Source organism: Mesorhizobium sp. M0960, assembly GCF_040319055.1.
GTDB lineage: Bacteria > Pseudomonadota > Alphaproteobacteria > Rhizobiales > Rhizobiaceae > Mesorhizobium.
On the sequence record NZ_JAMYNN010000004.1, the window covers coordinates 181,020 to 195,946 of the forward strand.

13 protein-coding genes and 1 riboswitch are annotated in these 14,927 nt (G+C 63.5%); of the genes, 4 read left to right on the forward strand and 9 right to left on the reverse strand.

Annotated elements, in window-relative coordinates:
• Positions 1-3 precede the first annotated feature (3 nt).
• The 9 genes from NKH63_RS11625 to mtnK all read right to left on the reverse strand — a co-directional run bounded on the left by NKH63_RS11625 (position 4) and on the right by mtnK (position 10,067).
• A complete protein-coding gene (locus NKH63_RS11625; protein ID WP_352845860.1) occupies positions 4-1,017 on the reverse strand; it encodes a dihydroxyacetone kinase subunit DhaK in 1,014 nt (337 codons plus the stop codon).
• Positions 1,018-1,080: 63 nt separating this feature from the next.
• Positions 1,081-1,554: a 6,7-dimethyl-8-ribityllumazine synthase gene (locus NKH63_RS11630; RefSeq protein ID WP_352482699.1), complete on the reverse strand. Its 474-nt coding sequence runs from the start codon at positions 1,552-1,554 to the stop codon at positions 1,081-1,083.
• A gap of 76 nt (positions 1,555-1,630) precedes the next feature.
• Positions 1,631-1,777: riboswitch (FMN riboswitch) on the reverse strand.
• A 128-nt stretch (positions 1,778-1,905) separates the two neighbouring features.
• Positions 1,906-4,215 (reverse strand): xanthine dehydrogenase family protein molybdopterin-binding subunit, encoded by a 2,310-nt coding sequence (locus NKH63_RS11635; protein ID WP_352845862.1) that lies wholly within the window; start codon positions 4,213-4,215, stop codon positions 1,906-1,908.
• 98 nt (positions 4,216-4,313) lie between these two features.
• Positions 4,314-4,784, reverse strand: a complete 471-nt coding sequence (locus NKH63_RS11640; RefSeq protein WP_352482698.1) for a nuclear transport factor 2 family protein — start codon at positions 4,782-4,784, stop codon at positions 4,314-4,316.
• Positions 4,785-4,855: 71 nt separating this feature from the next.
• The gene (locus tag NKH63_RS11645) at positions 4,856-5,842 is read right to left on the reverse strand and encodes an FAD binding domain-containing protein (protein ID WP_023716740.1); all 987 of its coding nucleotides are present in this window, start codon (positions 5,840-5,842) and stop codon (positions 4,856-4,858) included.
• Between the two features lie 3 nt (positions 5,843-5,845).
• Positions 5,846-6,505: a 2Fe-2S iron-sulfur cluster-binding protein gene (locus tag NKH63_RS11650; protein ID WP_023716741.1), complete on the reverse strand. Its 660-nt coding sequence runs from the start codon at positions 6,503-6,505 to the stop codon at positions 5,846-5,848.
• 131 nt (positions 6,506-6,636) lie between these two features.
• The gene (locus NKH63_RS11655; protein ID WP_352482884.1) at positions 6,637-7,521 is read right to left on the reverse strand and encodes a helix-turn-helix domain-containing protein; all 885 of its coding nucleotides are present in this window, start codon (positions 7,519-7,521) and stop codon (positions 6,637-6,639) included.
• 183 nt (positions 7,522-7,704) lie between these two features.
• Entirely contained in the window at positions 7,705-8,799 is a 1,095-nt protein-coding gene (gene mtnA, locus NKH63_RS11660; RefSeq protein ID WP_352482696.1) for an S-methyl-5-thioribose-1-phosphate isomerase, read from the reverse strand.
• Positions 8,796-10,067, reverse strand: a complete 1,272-nt coding sequence (gene mtnK / locus NKH63_RS11665) for an S-methyl-5-thioribose kinase (protein ID WP_352482694.1) — start codon at positions 10,065-10,067, stop codon at positions 8,796-8,798. The genes mtnA and mtnK overlap by 4 nt, the downstream gene beginning before the upstream one ends.
• Positions 10,068-10,202: 135 nt before the next feature.
• Here mtnK and NKH63_RS11670 point away from each other — a divergent pair, with 135 nt between their 5' ends.
• The 4 genes from NKH63_RS11670 to NKH63_RS11685 all read left to right on the forward strand — a co-directional run bounded on the left by NKH63_RS11670 (position 10,203) and on the right by NKH63_RS11685 (position 14,888).
• Positions 10,203-11,714, forward strand: coding sequence for a sugar ABC transporter ATP-binding protein (locus tag NKH63_RS11670; RefSeq protein WP_352917881.1), 1,512 nt, complete (start codon positions 10,203-10,205; stop codon positions 11,712-11,714).
• Between the two features lie 83 nt (positions 11,715-11,797).
• Entirely contained in the window at positions 11,798-12,793 is a 996-nt protein-coding gene (locus tag NKH63_RS11675; protein WP_023716746.1) for an ABC transporter permease, read from the forward strand.
• 46 nt (positions 12,794-12,839) lie between these two features.
• Positions 12,840-13,895, forward strand: coding sequence for a substrate-binding domain-containing protein (locus NKH63_RS11680; protein ID WP_352482691.1), 1,056 nt, complete (start codon positions 12,840-12,842; stop codon positions 13,893-13,895).
• 147 nt (positions 13,896-14,042) lie between these two features.
• On the forward strand, positions 14,043-14,888 hold the full coding sequence (locus NKH63_RS11685) for an acyl-CoA thioester hydrolase/BAAT C-terminal domain-containing protein (protein ID WP_352482690.1): 846 nt from the start codon (positions 14,043-14,045) through the stop codon (positions 14,886-14,888).
• The last annotated feature ends 39 nt before the right edge of the window (positions 14,889-14,927 follow it).

Here is a 14,927-nt window from a genome sequence, read left to right on the forward strand (position 1 = left end):
TTCTCAGCCGGCGCGGAACATGGCGCAGTCGCAGGGATGGTCGAGCATCTCCTGCAATTCGCCGTCGAGATGCATCAGCGTCACTGAGGCGCCGGCCATTTCGAGCGAGGTGCAATAATTGCCGACCCAGGTCGCGTGGACGGAAACGCCGATGTCGTCGAGCCTCTGCTTGACCCGCCGGTTCATGATGTAGAGCTCCATCAGCGGCGTCGAACCGAGCGAATTGACCAGCACGGCGACCTTGTCGCTGCGCGTCGGCGCCATTTCGTCGAGGATCTTGTCCAGCATCTCGTCGGTGATCTCGTCGGCCGTCTTTAGTTTTCCGCGTGCGATGCCCGGCTCGCCATGGATGCCCATGCCGATCTCCATCTCGTCCGGTCCGATTTCGAAATTCGGCCGGCGGGTCTGCGGCAGCGAACAGGGCGAAAGCGCCACGCCCATAGTGAAGGTCTGATCGTTGGCCTTCCTGGCGATACGCTCGCATTCATCGAATGTCAGCATCCGGTCGCATGCGGCACCGACAGCCTTGAAGATGAAGAAATTGCCGGCGACGCCGCGCCGCTTCTGCCTCTGGTCGCGTGGCGCCGAGGCGACATCGTCGGTGGTCAGCACGGTGCGCACCTCGATATCGTCCATCGCCGCCATTTCGGCGGCCATGTCGAAATTCATCACGTCGCCGGCATAGTTGCCGTACATGAACAGCACACCGGCACCGCCGCTGGCCGCTTTGGCGCATTCGAGGATCGGGTCCGGCGGCGGCGAGGCAAAAACGTTGCCGATCGCGGCCGCGTCGGCAAGCCCCTTGCCGACGAAGCCAAGGAAGGTCGGCTCGTGGCCCGAGCCGCCGCCGATGACAAGGCCGACCTTGCCTGGGCGCGGCCCGTCGCGGGCGATGATGGAGCGGGGGCTGCCGTCCGCACTTCGGAGATGGCGCGGATGCGCGGCCAGAATGCCCTCCAGCATCTCGTCGACGGAGCGGTTGCCGTCATTGATGATCTTCTTGGTCTGCACCGGCATCCTCCCTAGTTTTCGTGAGATACTACAGCGCCTTACCGGGATTTCCACCCGGCGACGGAGATTTCACGCCGCGATGCGTTCGCGTGTCGCCAGCAGTTGCACGCAGGCACCGGCCGCCTCTTTGCCCTTGACCCTGAAATGCTCGAAGAAGAAGCGGTGATGGTCAGCGCTGTCATGGTAGTTGTGCGGCGTCAGCACCGCCGAAAGCACCGGCACGCCAGTCGACAATTGCACGTTCATCATGCCGTCGATGACCGCACTCGCCACGAACTCATGCCGGTAGATGCCGCCATTGACGACGAACGCGGCGCCGAGGATAGCGGCATAGCGGCCGGTCTCGGCAAGCATCTTTGCATGCAGGGGAATCTCAAAGGCGCCCGGCACATCGAAGACATCGACGGCAAAGCGTTTCTCCCCGACAACCGCCAGTTCCGCCTCGAATGCTTCAACGCATTGGTCGACGATATCGGCGTGCCAGCGCGCCCGAATGACGGCAACGCGGATCGTTTCATAGTCGTTCTGGGAATGCTGATTCATGGGTCCATCCTTCCGTTTCCAACCAGAATCAGGACGCACGATACGGAGTCCGAACCGCGAAAGCGGACCGTCTTCCATTCGTTCTCTTCCATCCGGACTGTGACCGTCGGCTCCGGAATCTCACCGGATCTGCTGACCCCTCCGGCTAACCGGAAAGCGCTCGCGGGCTTGGGCCGAGACCCTTACCGCCGGTGGGGACTTTCACCCCGCCCTGAGAACATTGACGGCGTTTGTATGGAAGGACCGGATAGCGCTGTCAACCACCAACGTCGTCGCCGATGGCGCAGAAATGGCCATCCGGTCCGACTTGGTCACCCTTGAGGGCGAGGGAGGCGCTGATAAGTTGCAGCATCAAATGGCGATCACGGGCAAGGCAGGCAGCACCTTGTCCAAGGTGATGGGAAATTCACGCACACGCACTCCGGTCGCGTTGTAGACGGCGTTGGCGACAGCAGCCCCCGCACCGCAGACGCCGAGCTCGCCGAGGCCCTTCGCGCCAAGCGGATTGGCCTTGTCGTCGTCTTCCTCGAGGAAGACGACTTCCATCTCGGGGACGTCGCCATTGACCGGCACATGATACTCGGCAAGATCGTGATTGACGAAGTGGCCGTAGCGCGGGTCGAGCACCGTCTGCTCCATCAGCGCCGCACCGATCCCCCAGGTCATGCCGCCGATGATTTGCGAACGCGCGGTCTTGGCGTTGAGGATACGGCCCGCGCCGATCACTGCCAGCATCCGGCGCATGCGGATTTCACCGGTATCGCAATCGACAGCGACCTCGGCGAAATGCGCTCCGTACGAATGCTGCGAGTAAGTCTTGTATGACTGGGTGGTGGCGCCTGCGGCTACGGAGCCTTCGGCCTCGAACCCGTCGGGAGCGATCCCTCGGATGAGATCGGCCAGGCTCGCCGACCGCTGGCCGATCCTGACTTCGCTGTCGGCAAATCTTGCCTCGGTGGTGTTCGCGCCGCGCAACGGCGAGGCCTCGCTCGACTGCGCCGCGTCCAGGATCCGTTCCTTGAGGGCGTTGCACGCATTATACAGGGCCGAACCCGCGCTTGCTGCGCCCCAGGACCCGCCGGAGCCGGCGGTACGCGGGAAACGGCTGTCGCCGAGCTCCACCTTGACAGACGAGATCGGCACGCCGAGGCTCTCGGCGGCAATCTGGGTCAGGATCGTATAGGTGCCGGTCCCAATATCGGTCATGTCGAGCCGCGCCGTCACCCGACCGTCCCGGTCGATCGCAACTCGCGCCGTCGCCGCGCCGATGTAGTTCGGACGGATCGCCGCCGCCATGCCGTAGCCGATGAGCTTCCGGCCCTCCCGGGTTCGGCCCGGTGTCGGGTTTCTCCGCTTCCAACCGAAACGGCGGGCGCCTTCCTCCATGCAGGCGACGAGATTGCGGGTGGAGAACGGCACTCCGCGCTCGGGATCCTGAGCCGGTTCGTTGCGGATCCTGAGTTCGATCGGGTCCAGGCCGACCTGCTCGGCGAGTTCATCCATGGCGCATTCGAAAGCCAGCATGCCGGGCGCTTCGCCGGGCGAGCGCATCCATTCGCCGCGGTTGATGTCCAGCGGAACCAGGCGATGGCGGGTGAGACGGTTCGGCGCCGCATAGAGCGAGCGCGCAAAAACTGCCGTTTGTTCGCAGTACTCCTCGAAGCTGGACGTCGCGGACCAGACATCGTGCGCGATCCCGGTGAGCCGCCCATCGGTATCCGCGCCGAGACGTACCTGTTGGATCATCTCTGCACGGTGACCGGCATTGGCGAACATCTGTTGCCGCGTCAGCGCGATCTTCACGGGGCGCTGCAGGACCTGCGCTGCAAGTGCGGCCAGGATCGTATCGGCATGGGCAATCAGCTTGGAGCCGAAGCCCCCGCCGGTGAAAGGGCTCACGATGCGCACCCGCTCGAGCGGAATGCGAAGCGTGCTGGCGACGCCGGCCCGGAAGTTCGCGAGGGTCTGCGCCGATGTACGGATCGTCAGCTCGTTGCCTGACCAGGCGGCGAGCGTCGCATGCGGCTCCATCGGATTGTGATGTTCGAAGGGGGTCCGGTAAGTGGCATCGATCTTGATCGGCGCCGTCGCAAAGGCGCGCTCGAAGTCGCCGACCACGCTGTCGGTCTCGAAGCCGGCATTGGTCCGCTTTGGCGCGTAGGAGTCGGCGATATGTCCCGGTAGATCGTAGAGGCCCGGCTCCTCGTCGTAGCGCACTCTGATGAGGCCCGCAGCAGCGCGTGCCGCCTCGAATGTCTCCGCAACGACCAGCGCGACCGGCTCGTCGCAATACCGCACCCGATCGCTGTTGAGCGCGGGCCGGGCGCGGGTGAAGACCTCCGGCACCGTCGGCGTGACCGCCGGGCCGAAATCCGGCTGGGCCGGCGCATTGCGGTGCGTCATGACGAGCAGCACTGCCGGCGCCCGTTCGGCTTCGGTCGTGTCGATCTCGGCGATGCGGCCCTTGGCGACGGCGGCGCCGAGAATGTAGCCATAGGCTGTACCATCCAGCTCATTCTCGTAAGCGTATGTGGCGCCGCCCGTCACTTTGAGCGGACCGTCGATGCGGTCGATCGGCCTCCCGATGATGCCAGCACCGGGACGCGGTTTCACTCTTGAATGGGTGGCGGAGCCGGGCAGTCCGGGTATGGTCTCGTTCATAAGTCACCTAAAGATTTTCATTTAGAGTTCGGAAGCATCGAGGCCGCGACGACGCCTCTTTCCTCGCACCTTCATGTTCGTCGCGCAGCGGCCGGAGCTCACGCGGCGATCTCGCCGAAATACTCGCGAAACTCGACCAGCTTCCCTGTCGGGCCGGCGCGCATGAAGATCGCATGCAGGCCAGTGTAGGGCGCGCCGCTGATTGTCCCGCTCCCGCGATCGCAGACGATGACCCAGTCGGCGGCGAAGAGCTTGAGATCGACGGTCGATTTCGTGATCCTGTTTCCTTGCGCTTGATGCGCGGCGGTCCAGGCTGCGAGTGCCGGCTTGCCGTCTGGCGGTCCGTGTCGGCCTCGTTGCTCGCCGACAGGGAATTGGAAGGTCATCGTCTCATCGCAACAATCAAGGAATGCCGTCCAGTCGCCGGAGGCCCAGCCGGCAAAGAAGGCGTCGACGGCGGCCTCGAGCACGTGACGAGCTCCCGGGTCGGATGTGGCGCCCCAAGCTGCGGCGGCAGAAACAAAAAGGCCGCCACCCGCGGCGGTAACGGCGCGTCGCGTGAGTTTCATATCGATCTCCTGCTCGTCGCCTGCATCTGGGAACCGCTGTTCGGGGTCGTCGTCTCTGTCATCGTGTCGCCTCACGCACTCTCGACGGCAGCAGCGAGTGTGTGCCGCACCGTTCGTTTCGCCAGCGGGATCTTGAAGTCATTGGCGCCATGCCCAACGGCTCCGGCGAGCGCGGCTTCGGCAGCGTCGGTAAAGGTATCGTCGGACGCCGCTGCGCCTGCCAGCCCGCGCTCCGCCTCCGTCGCGCGCCAGGGTTTCGCTGCCACGCCGCCCATGGCGATCCGAGCGCTTCGGATACGATCGCCGCTTTTTTCGACGATTGCTGCCACCGACACCAGCGCGAAGGCGTAGGAAGCTCGGTCGCGCACTTTGCGGTAAAGCTGCCGGCCGGGTGGTGGCGGCGGCAGGGTAACCGCGACGACCATTTCGCCGTGGCCGAGCACGGTCTCCACATGGGGCATCGTCTCGGGCAATCGATGGAAATTGCCGATCGGGATCGTGCGGGTCTCGCCGCCGGGCGAAACGGTCTCGATCCTGGCGTCGAGCCCGGACATGGCGACCGCCATGTCCGAAGGATGGACCGCGATGCAGGCTTCGCTCGCGCCCAGTACAGCGTGCATGCGGTTGAAGCCTTGAAGCGCCGCGCAGCCCGAACCCGGCTGGCGCTTGTCGCAGGGCATGTTGCGGTCGTAGAAGTAGGGGCAGCGCGTGCGTTGCAGGAGATTGCCGCTGGTCGAGGCCTTGTTGCGTATCTGGCCGGACGCTCCCGCCAGCAGCGCTTGTGTGAGCATCGGATAGCGGGACCTCACCCGCGGGTCGGCGGCAAGATCGCTGTTGCGGACCTGGGCGCCGACCCGAAGCCCGCCTTCTGCCGTCTCCTCGATCCGATCAAGCGGCAGCCGGCTGATGTCGACGAGATGCGCTGGGCGCTCGATATCGAGCTTCATCAGGTCGAGCAGGTTGGTGCCGCCGCTGATGAACTTGGCGTCCGGCCGGGCCGCGACCGCGGCGGCCGCCTGCTGGGCACTCGTTGCACGTTCATAAGTGAAGGACTGCATTGCTCATGCCTCCTCTGCCGCGTCGCGGATTGCAGCGACGATGTTCGGATAAGCGGCACAACGGCAGATGTTGCCGCTCATCCGCTCGCGGATCTCGGCATCGCTGAGAGCGACGGAAGCCGCTGCCACGTCGGCGCTCGCATGGCTCGGCCAGCCGGCCTTGGCTTCGCCCAGCATACCGACCGCCGAGCAGATCTGGCCCGGCGTACAGTAGCCGCACTGGAAACCGTCGCGGGCGACGAAGGCGGCCTGCACCGGATGCAGCCGGTCACCCTCGGCAAGGCCCTCGACCGTGGTGATCTCGTCGCCATCATGCATTGCGGCAAGCGTCAGGCAGGAATTGATCCGGCGTCCATCGACAAGCACCGTGCATGCGCCACACTGGCCGTGATCGCAGCCCTTCTTCGAGCCGGTGAGGCCGAGATGGTTGCGCAGGGCATCGAGCAGCGTCGTCCGCGGGTCGAGTTCGACGGCAAGGTCCTTCGCGTTGATCCGCAACGATATCGGCATCGTCGGTACCGGCGTGCCAGATGCCGTCGCCGTGACGGTGTCGGCCGGCTCGGCGCCGACCGGTATCCCGGTAGCCAGGAGCACCCCGGTCGCCACCCCGCCCTCCAACACGGTTCGACGCGTTGGCCCCCTCCTGTTGTCTGTTTTGGCCATGCAAGATCTCCCAGTCGCAATGAAGGACGCAGACGGCAATTTGACCCCGACAGCGGACCCTCGGGTTCGGTCATCGACACTGGAGGTGGGGGCGCACGCAGCGGCTTTCTTTCAAGAAACCGGCGGCACTATCAGGATTCTGGAGAAGAATTCACCCGATAGGCACGAGGCGTCATGCCCCTGAGACGCCGGAACGTCGTGGTGAAGTGGCTCTGGCTTGAAAAGCCGAGCCGAAAGGCAATGGTACTGATCGACAAACCCGTTTCGCGCAACAGTGCCTCCGCTCGCCGCACCCGTTCCTCGATTACATAGGCATAGGGGGCAAGACCGGTCGTCGCCTTGAAGCGCCGCGCAAAACTGTCGACGGCCAAGTCGGCGACAGCTGCAAGCTCGCTTAGCGAAATGTCGGAATTCATACGTGCATCGATATAATCCCGAACTCGACCAAGTGCTCGGCGGCTGAGACAGCCGTGACGTACGAGCGGCTGTTGCTCGCGGCTCAGGTTGGCCACGCGGAGGCTGACGAGGGCCACCAGATGCTCGACATAGGCAGTGTCCGGCTTGTGACCGAGGGCCATCTCGTCGCGAAGCGAACTCAGCAGCGTGGCGACGACCGCGTCCTTCTTGTTTACCAGTATCGGCAGGTTCCTCAGGCGTTCGCATCCGGGAAGCCCGATATCGGGATCGATCCACAGGGCTGAATAGGAGAGGTTTACATCGCGATAGAAGCCCTGTCGCTCCGCGCCTGCCGGGACGAAGGTGAGGGCTCCGGGACGATCCATTCCGTCGTAGAGGGATCTTGCCTCGTGCCGGATAGACGTATGGGACGTGCCGCCTTCTTCGGTCAGCACGATCAGATGATGAGGGGCTGTCCAGCGGAGCTCCGCCTCCCGGCACGCCCACCGCCGGTTGTCGAAAACGATCGAGGAGCTGACCCATGACGCGGTTTGCAGGGGCTCCGACTTTTCCTCCTGGCTCCGAACCCGTCCGTCACCAAGCAGCGGTCTGAATGACATCGCGGCATCCCGCTGGTTCACTCGCCGAGCCGTGGTCAGCCCCGGCTTGAGCGTTGCGCCGCCCCGCCGCTACGCATACGACCGTCCATCTGGGACAGGCAACGGACGTTTTTAACCGCGCCGTGTTCAAGAAATCGTGAGATCAGGCAAAATCCAGGGCTCCTCCTGGCACTCCAAAGCGGATCATCCGCGCTCGGGAAACATCGCCTTCAGGCCTTCGCGCGAGGCCGTGGCGACGCCGCGTTCGGTGATCAAGCCGGTGACCAGCCGCGCCGGCGTCACGTCGAAGGCAGGGTTGGCCGCCGGCGTGGCTTCCGGCGACACGCGGACCTGGGCAATCTCGCCGGAAGCGGTCTTGCCCCAGACCAGCGAGACCTCGTCGGGCGAACGCTGCTCGATCGGGATTTCGGCCAACCCGTCGCCCACCGTCCAGTCGATCGTCGGCGACGGCAGCGCGACATAGAACGGCACGTCGTTGTCCGCGGCGGCCAGTGCCTTGAGATAGGTACCGATCTTGTTGCAGACATCGCCGTCGGCGGTGGTCCTGTCGGTGCCGACGACGACCATGTCGACCTGGCCGCGCTGCATCAGATGGCCGCCGGCATTGTCGACGATCAGCGTGTGCGGCACGCCGTGGCCGGCCATCTCCCAGGCGGTCAATTGGGCGCCCTGGTTGCGCGGTCGCGTTTCGTCGACATAGACGTGGACTGGAATGCCGGCTTCCGTCGCCAGATAGATCGGCGCGGTGGCGGTGCCGTAGTCGACGGTGGCCAGCCAGCCGGCGTTGCAGTGGGTCAGGATATTGACCGGTTCGCCCGGCTGCTTGCGCGCCGCGATCGTCTTGATGATTTCGAGCCCATGGGCGCCGATGGCGCGGTTGAGGCCGACATCCTCGTCGGCGATCTCGCCGGCACGCCGATAGGCGGCTGCGGCACGTTCTGCCAGGGGAAGCGCCAGCAGGAAGCGCTGCATTTCATTCAGCGCCCACCGCAAATTGATCGCCGTCGGGCGCGTTTCGTGCAGGGTTGCCCAGACGGCGTCGAGCGCCGCATCCGACGGATCGTCGGCCATCTGTATGGCGACGCCATAGGCGGCAGTGACGCCGATCAGCGGCGCCCCGCGCACCCACATGTCGCGGATTGCCGTGGCGATGCCGGCGACGGTATCGATCTTTTCGATGCGGAAATCATGCGGCAGCCAGCGCTGGTCAATGATCTCCACCGAACGCCCGTCGTCACTCGGCCAGATCGTGCGGTAGTGGCGGTCACCGACGTTCAAATCCTGCTCTCCCGTTCGATCAGCGCGGCCAATTGGTTGACCTCGTCGATGCTGTGGATCTGGCGCCGGTTGACGGCGAGGTGACGGCCGAATTTCAGCGCCTTTGCCTCACATCTGGCGCGCAGATCCTGATCGGCAATGGTCTCGAAATCGGCATTGTGGGCAAGTCCGAGAATTCGCCGGTGAACCTCGACGCCGGCAAAGCCGAGCAGATCGGTCCAGATCGAATGCAGCATGTGGTCGAGCGCCTGCTCGGCGCCAAGCCTGTCGCCCTGATCCTCGAACAGGCTCTTCTGGTAGAGCATGCCGTCACGCTCGGTTCGCCACAGATGCGAGAACTCGGCGCGGAATGCCGACCATGTATCGACCGTGACGTCGAGCAGATAGGCGCGCATGGCGTCGCGCTTGCCATTCTGCTCATGGCCGCGCTGCGAGAAGAACGCCATCCAGAAATTGGCGAGCAGCATGCCAACATCGAAGGCGATCGGGCCGTAGAAGGCGAATTCGGGGTCGATCATCCGTGTTTCGGTGTCGGTGACCATGATCGAGCCGGAATGCAGGTCGCCATGCAGCAGCGTCTCGGCATTGGCGGCGAAGAGGTGCTTCATCCGCTGCGCCTCGACCTTGAGGTCGCGGTCGGCGCGCAGTTCGGCGACAATGCCATCGAGCTGCGGGCTGGTGTGCCGGTTCATCTTAGCATCGAAATACGGGTCCGAGAAAACCAGGTTCTCGGTGATGTCACAGAGTTCGACATTGTCGGCGAACAGCGCCAGATCGGCCTTGCGGTCCTTGGTCGCCATGCTGAGGTCGGAGCCGCGAAACAGCGTGCGGGCCATGAACAGGCCGATGTCTTTCGCGATGTTAGGCAGTTGCCGGCCCTCGATCAGCGCCCGCCGCAGGATAATGTGCGGCGACAGATATTCCATGATGATCAGCGCCTGGCCTTCGTCGAAGTAATAGATATCAGGCACGGAATCCGGCGCCCGCGCCTGTTGCCGCGTCAGCGCATGATATTCGAAGAAGGAGCGCTTCAACGGCAGTGGCCAGCTGTCGCCGACCAGCCGGACGTAGGGCAGGGCCTGCTTGACCACGGCCGCACCCTCAGCACCCTCGACAATGAACACCAGGTTCAGATTGCCGTCGCCGACTTCACGGACCTTCCAGCGGCTCGTATCCTTGCCGATCTGCGAACACAGAGCCCCGTTGGCACGGAGACGGCCCGCCAGTGTCTCGACCGACAGTGCTTCGAACGGCGATTTCCCAGTCATCCTCACCTCCCGCTTATGTGCTCCGATGATAGCGGAGCCATGGCGGTCGGGCCAAGCTAGGAAGCCCGCTAGCAATTGTCAATCGTGTTGACAATTGCCGATATAGCCCATAGCGTCACGGTCAGGGAGGAACGAATGGGCAATGATGCCGTGTTCCGCGTCGACGGCCTGAGGAAATCCTTTGGCCATATCGAGGTGCTTGGCGGCGTCTCGCTCGAATTGCATGCCGGCGAAGTCACCGTGCTGATGGGTGCCAACGGCGCCGGCAAATCCACCCTCGTCAAGATCATCAGCGGCGTCTACGACCATGGCGGCGGCTCGATGTCGCTTGTCGGTCAGGACTTTGCGCCGAAAACGCCGGCCGAGGCGATCTGCGCCGGCGTCGTCACCGTCCACCAGAACATCAATGACGGCGTCGTCGCCGACCTCGACGTCGCAACCAACCTCACGCTCGACAGGCTGAGCGGCAGCGGCGTGCCGACGCTGTTCAATCCAGGCCGGGTGCGCCGTGAGGCCAAGGCGGTTGCCGACCGCATGGGGCTGGCCATCGACCTCAAGGCCCGCATCAGGGAGCTCTCGCTGGCCGATCGTCAGATGGTGGCGATCGCCCGCGCCATGGCGCACCGGCCGAAAGTGCTGATCCTCGACGAGCCGACCTCCTCGCTGTCCAGTGCCGAAGCCGACCGGCTGTTCGCATTGCTCGACCGGCTTCGCCAGCAAGGCGTGGCCATTCTCTATATTTCGCACCGTATGTCTGACATCAGACGGCTTGCCGACCGCATCATTTCGATGCGCGACGGGGTCATCTCAGGTATCTTCGACAGGAAGCCGCTGGACTATGAAGGTGCGGTCAACGCCATGCTCGGCCGCAAGATCCAACTCGAGCGGATCGTCGCCAGGAATTCGGCCAAATCAATTTTTATTGCCGACGGCTTGCGGATTGCCGAAGGCGCCAGGCCGATTTCGCTGACGCTCGGCGACGGCGAGGTCGTCGCCATCACCGGCCTCGTCGGCGTCGGCAAGACCGCGCTCGCCGAGACGCTGTTCGGCTTGCGCCAGCCGCTGTCCGGGACCATGGTGCTGAACGGGAAACCCTATGCTCCGGCGTCGACGGGCGAAGCGATTGCCGCCGGCGTGTTTCTCGTCGCCAAGGACCGGGGCGAAAACGGCATCGTCGGCGACTTCAACATCCAGGAAAATATCAGCCTGCCGTTCCACAGGCGAATGTCGCGTCTCGGCGTCCTCAAGCGCCGCATCGAACGCGCCATTGCCCGCCAGCAGATCCAGGAGTTGGGCATCGTCTGCCGCTCGGAGAAGGACGAGATGTCGTCGCTTTCCGGCGGCAATCAGCAGAAGGTGATGGTCGCCCGCTGGATATCGCAGACCGCAAGGCTTTTCATCCTCGACGAGCCATTTCAGGGCGTCGACATTTCGGCCAGGCGCGATATCGCCGCCAAGCTGCGGGCCAGCGCCAGCGGCCGCGCGACGCTGCTGTTCGTCACCGAACTCGACGAAGCCCTGGAGACGGCCGATCGCATTCTGGTGATGTCGGAGCAGACGATCGTCGGCGAGCACCGCAACACCGATGTCGATCTCGAGCGGCTGCTGGCCGAAGTGGCGGGCGGGCCGTTGCACAGCGCAGCCTGACGGCAGGAAGACGATGAGAATTGGAATGGAGAGGGCATGAGTTCAGGTTGGGTAAAGACAGTGCCAGCGTGCGGGAGCGCTGAATGATCCTGCGCGACCGTGCCATCCGGTATGGCTTCATCGTCCTGTTGTTCGGTCTGATCGCCTATTTCGCCATTGCCGCCGATGGCTTCGTGTCGCCGCAAAGCGCCGTCTTCATCTTCCAGTCGGTCGCCATCACCGGGGTTCTGGCGCTCGGCGTCACCGCCACGCTGGTCGTCGGCGGCTTCGACTTGTCGATCGGCTCGGTCGCCACCAGCGCCATGATGGCGGCTGCCTACGTCATGGTGGTGCTGGAGCAGAATGCCGTCGTGGCGGTCGTCGCCTGTCTTGTGATCGGCGCCGTTGTCGGCCTCATCAATGGCTGGCTGATCGTCTATATGCGGGTGCCGGACCTTTTGGCGACGCTCGGCATGATGTTCCTGCTCGTCGGCCTGCAGCGCATCCCTACCGAGGGCCGTTCGATCGCCACCGGCATGACCATGCCCGACGGCTCGGTCGCCAACGGCAGCTTCGGCGCCGCGTTCCTGGCGCTTGGCCGCCATCGCTTCGATTTCTTCATCCCGAACCTCATTCCGGTGTCGGTCGTCGTCCTGCTCGTGCTGGCGGTGCTGATCTGGTTCTTTCTCGAATACACCCGTTTCGGCCGCATGATGTACGCCGTCGGCAGCAACGAGCGCGCTGCCGAACTCGCCGGCGCGCCTGTCAAGGCATACAAAATCTGGGCCTACGTTATTTCTGGGGTTTTTGCCTCGATCGGCGGCATTTTGCTTGCCGCCCGGCTTGGACGCGGCGACATCGCCTCGGGTAATAATCTGTTGCTCGACGCGGTGGCTGCGGCACTCATCGGTTACGCGGTTCTCGGCGCCGCCAAACCGAACGCCTTCGGCACGGCCGTCGGCGCGGTGTTTGTCGGCGTGCTGCTGCAGGGCCTGACGATGATGAACGCGCCTTACTACACGCAGGATTTCGTCAAGGGCGTGGTTCTCGTGGTCGCCCTTGTCTTCACCTTCGCCCTGTCCGGCAGGGGCAGGAGATAGGGTTCGACCGGGTCACATTTTGGGTTCAACAAGTGGAGGAAACGACGTGAACATCACAAGAAGACTTTTGGGGAAAGCAGCGCTCGGGCTTGCCGGCGCAACATTGCTGATGCAGTTGCCGGCAATTGCGCAGGACAGGCCGGCGCCGTTCGACAAGCCGGGTGCCGTCAAGATCGCGCTGGTCCGCTATCTCTCGACCGGCGACTTCTTCCAGGCCTATCTCTCCGGCGTTGAGGCGCAGGCCAAGGCGCTCGGCGTCGACCTGCGCGTGCTCGACAGCCGTCAGGACGCGGCGCTTCAGGCGGACATGGTCGACCAGGCCATCGCGCTCGGCGTCCAGGGCATCATCATCCAGCACGGATTGACGGAATCGATGAAGGACGCCGCCCAGCGTGCCGTCGATGCCGGCATCAAGGTCGTCGCCTTCGACGTCAATGTCGAAAACCCCAAGATCCCGCAGATCGAACAGTCCGACCGCGACCTCGCGCGCCTGGCGCTCGAACAGGCGGTCAAAGACAATGGCGAGAGCTGGAAGGCCGGCTATGTCTATGTCGCCGGCATCGCCCCGCTCGATCGCCGCAACGAGACCTGGGTCGAATTCAAGAAGAAATATTCGGGCATCAACGAAGCCGCCATGTTCGGCACGCTCGACAATCCGATCGCCAATTCGGTTGCCAACCAGGCTCGCTCGGTGTTGTCGGCTCATCCCGACATCAAGGTGATGTTCGCGCCCTATGACGAATTCGCCAAGGGTGTAAAGATCGCCGTCGACGAGGCCGGGCTGAACAAGGATATCAAGATCTATTCGGCCGACATATCGACCTCCGACATCGCCGCGATGCGCGAGCCCGACAGCGCCTGGGCGGCAACCGCCGCCACCAACCCGGCCGTCGTCGGTCAGGTCTCCGTGCGTGCGCTGGCGCAGCTCTTGGCCGGCGAAGACCCCGGCCATAACGTCATTGTGCCACCGACGCTGATCACCCAGAAGGACCTGCTCGACAAGGAGATCAAGAACATGGAGGACCTCTCGGCCAAGCTGCCGCAATTCGCCCATGCCGATGTCGCCATGCCGGCCTGGATGCCGAACCCGAACGCGAAGTAACTTTCGACACGAGCAAAACAATAGCCGCCTGCAGCAGCTTGCTGCAGGTGGCTTTTTTGTCGAAGATGTCTGGCGCCGGGCTGCCGAATTTCAATTGTCGCAGTCTCCGGTTTTGCATGCCGATTGAAATCAGGATTCAGCGGGTACATGGAGGTGCGGGCGGTAGTAGAGGAAAGTCTTGCCGGCGCCGTCGCTGGAACATTTTTTCGACGCTCGCAGGCCACCACGGGCGTTGTGGTGTTGGGTGGATCGAGTGGTCGTGTTGATGTCGGGCGCGCGCGGCTTTTTACAGATGCCGGTACGTCGGCCTTGGCGTTGCAGTGGTTTGGCGGCGAGGGCCAGATTCCGGGAATATGTGAAATTCCCCTGGAAACGTTCTTTGCAGCAACAGACTATCTCATTGAAACAGGGTGCCGTCGCATCGTTTATGTCGGCACATCCAAAGGTGCCGAGGCCTCATTGCTTGCCGCGGTCCATGACCAGCGAATCAACGCGGTGGTCGCGATCAGCCCGTCATCGGTAGTTTGGGGGAATATCGGTGCGGGCCGGGATGGTGCCAGTTGGCCTGAACGATCCTCATGGTCGCTCAACGGTATCGCGCTGCCGTTTGTGCCGGCAGATCCAGATTGGACACGAGAGTATGTGGATGGCCTGGTATCTTACAGGGGGCTTTTCGAATGCTGTTTGAAAACCTTCAAGAGCGAAGCGAATGCGGCGACCATCCCCGTTGAGACCATATCGGCCGAGCTTCTGCTTGTCGCCGGTGGCAACGATGCGCTGTGGCCTTCCCTATCGTTCGCCCGAGATATTATTAGGCGGCGCGGCGAAGCAGGTAAGGTCACTCATCTCATTTCGTCGCCGGATGCGGGACACCGCATTCTGTTGCCAGGCGAGAGCACACCACGCTCGACATTGCACGCACATGGAGGCAATGACGAGGCCGATTCAAAGCTGGGCAGAAAGGCTTGGGAAGGCATCCGAGGCCTGCTGTAGTAGCAGTTCGAGAATGCCTTCCATGGCCGTGTCGCAAAA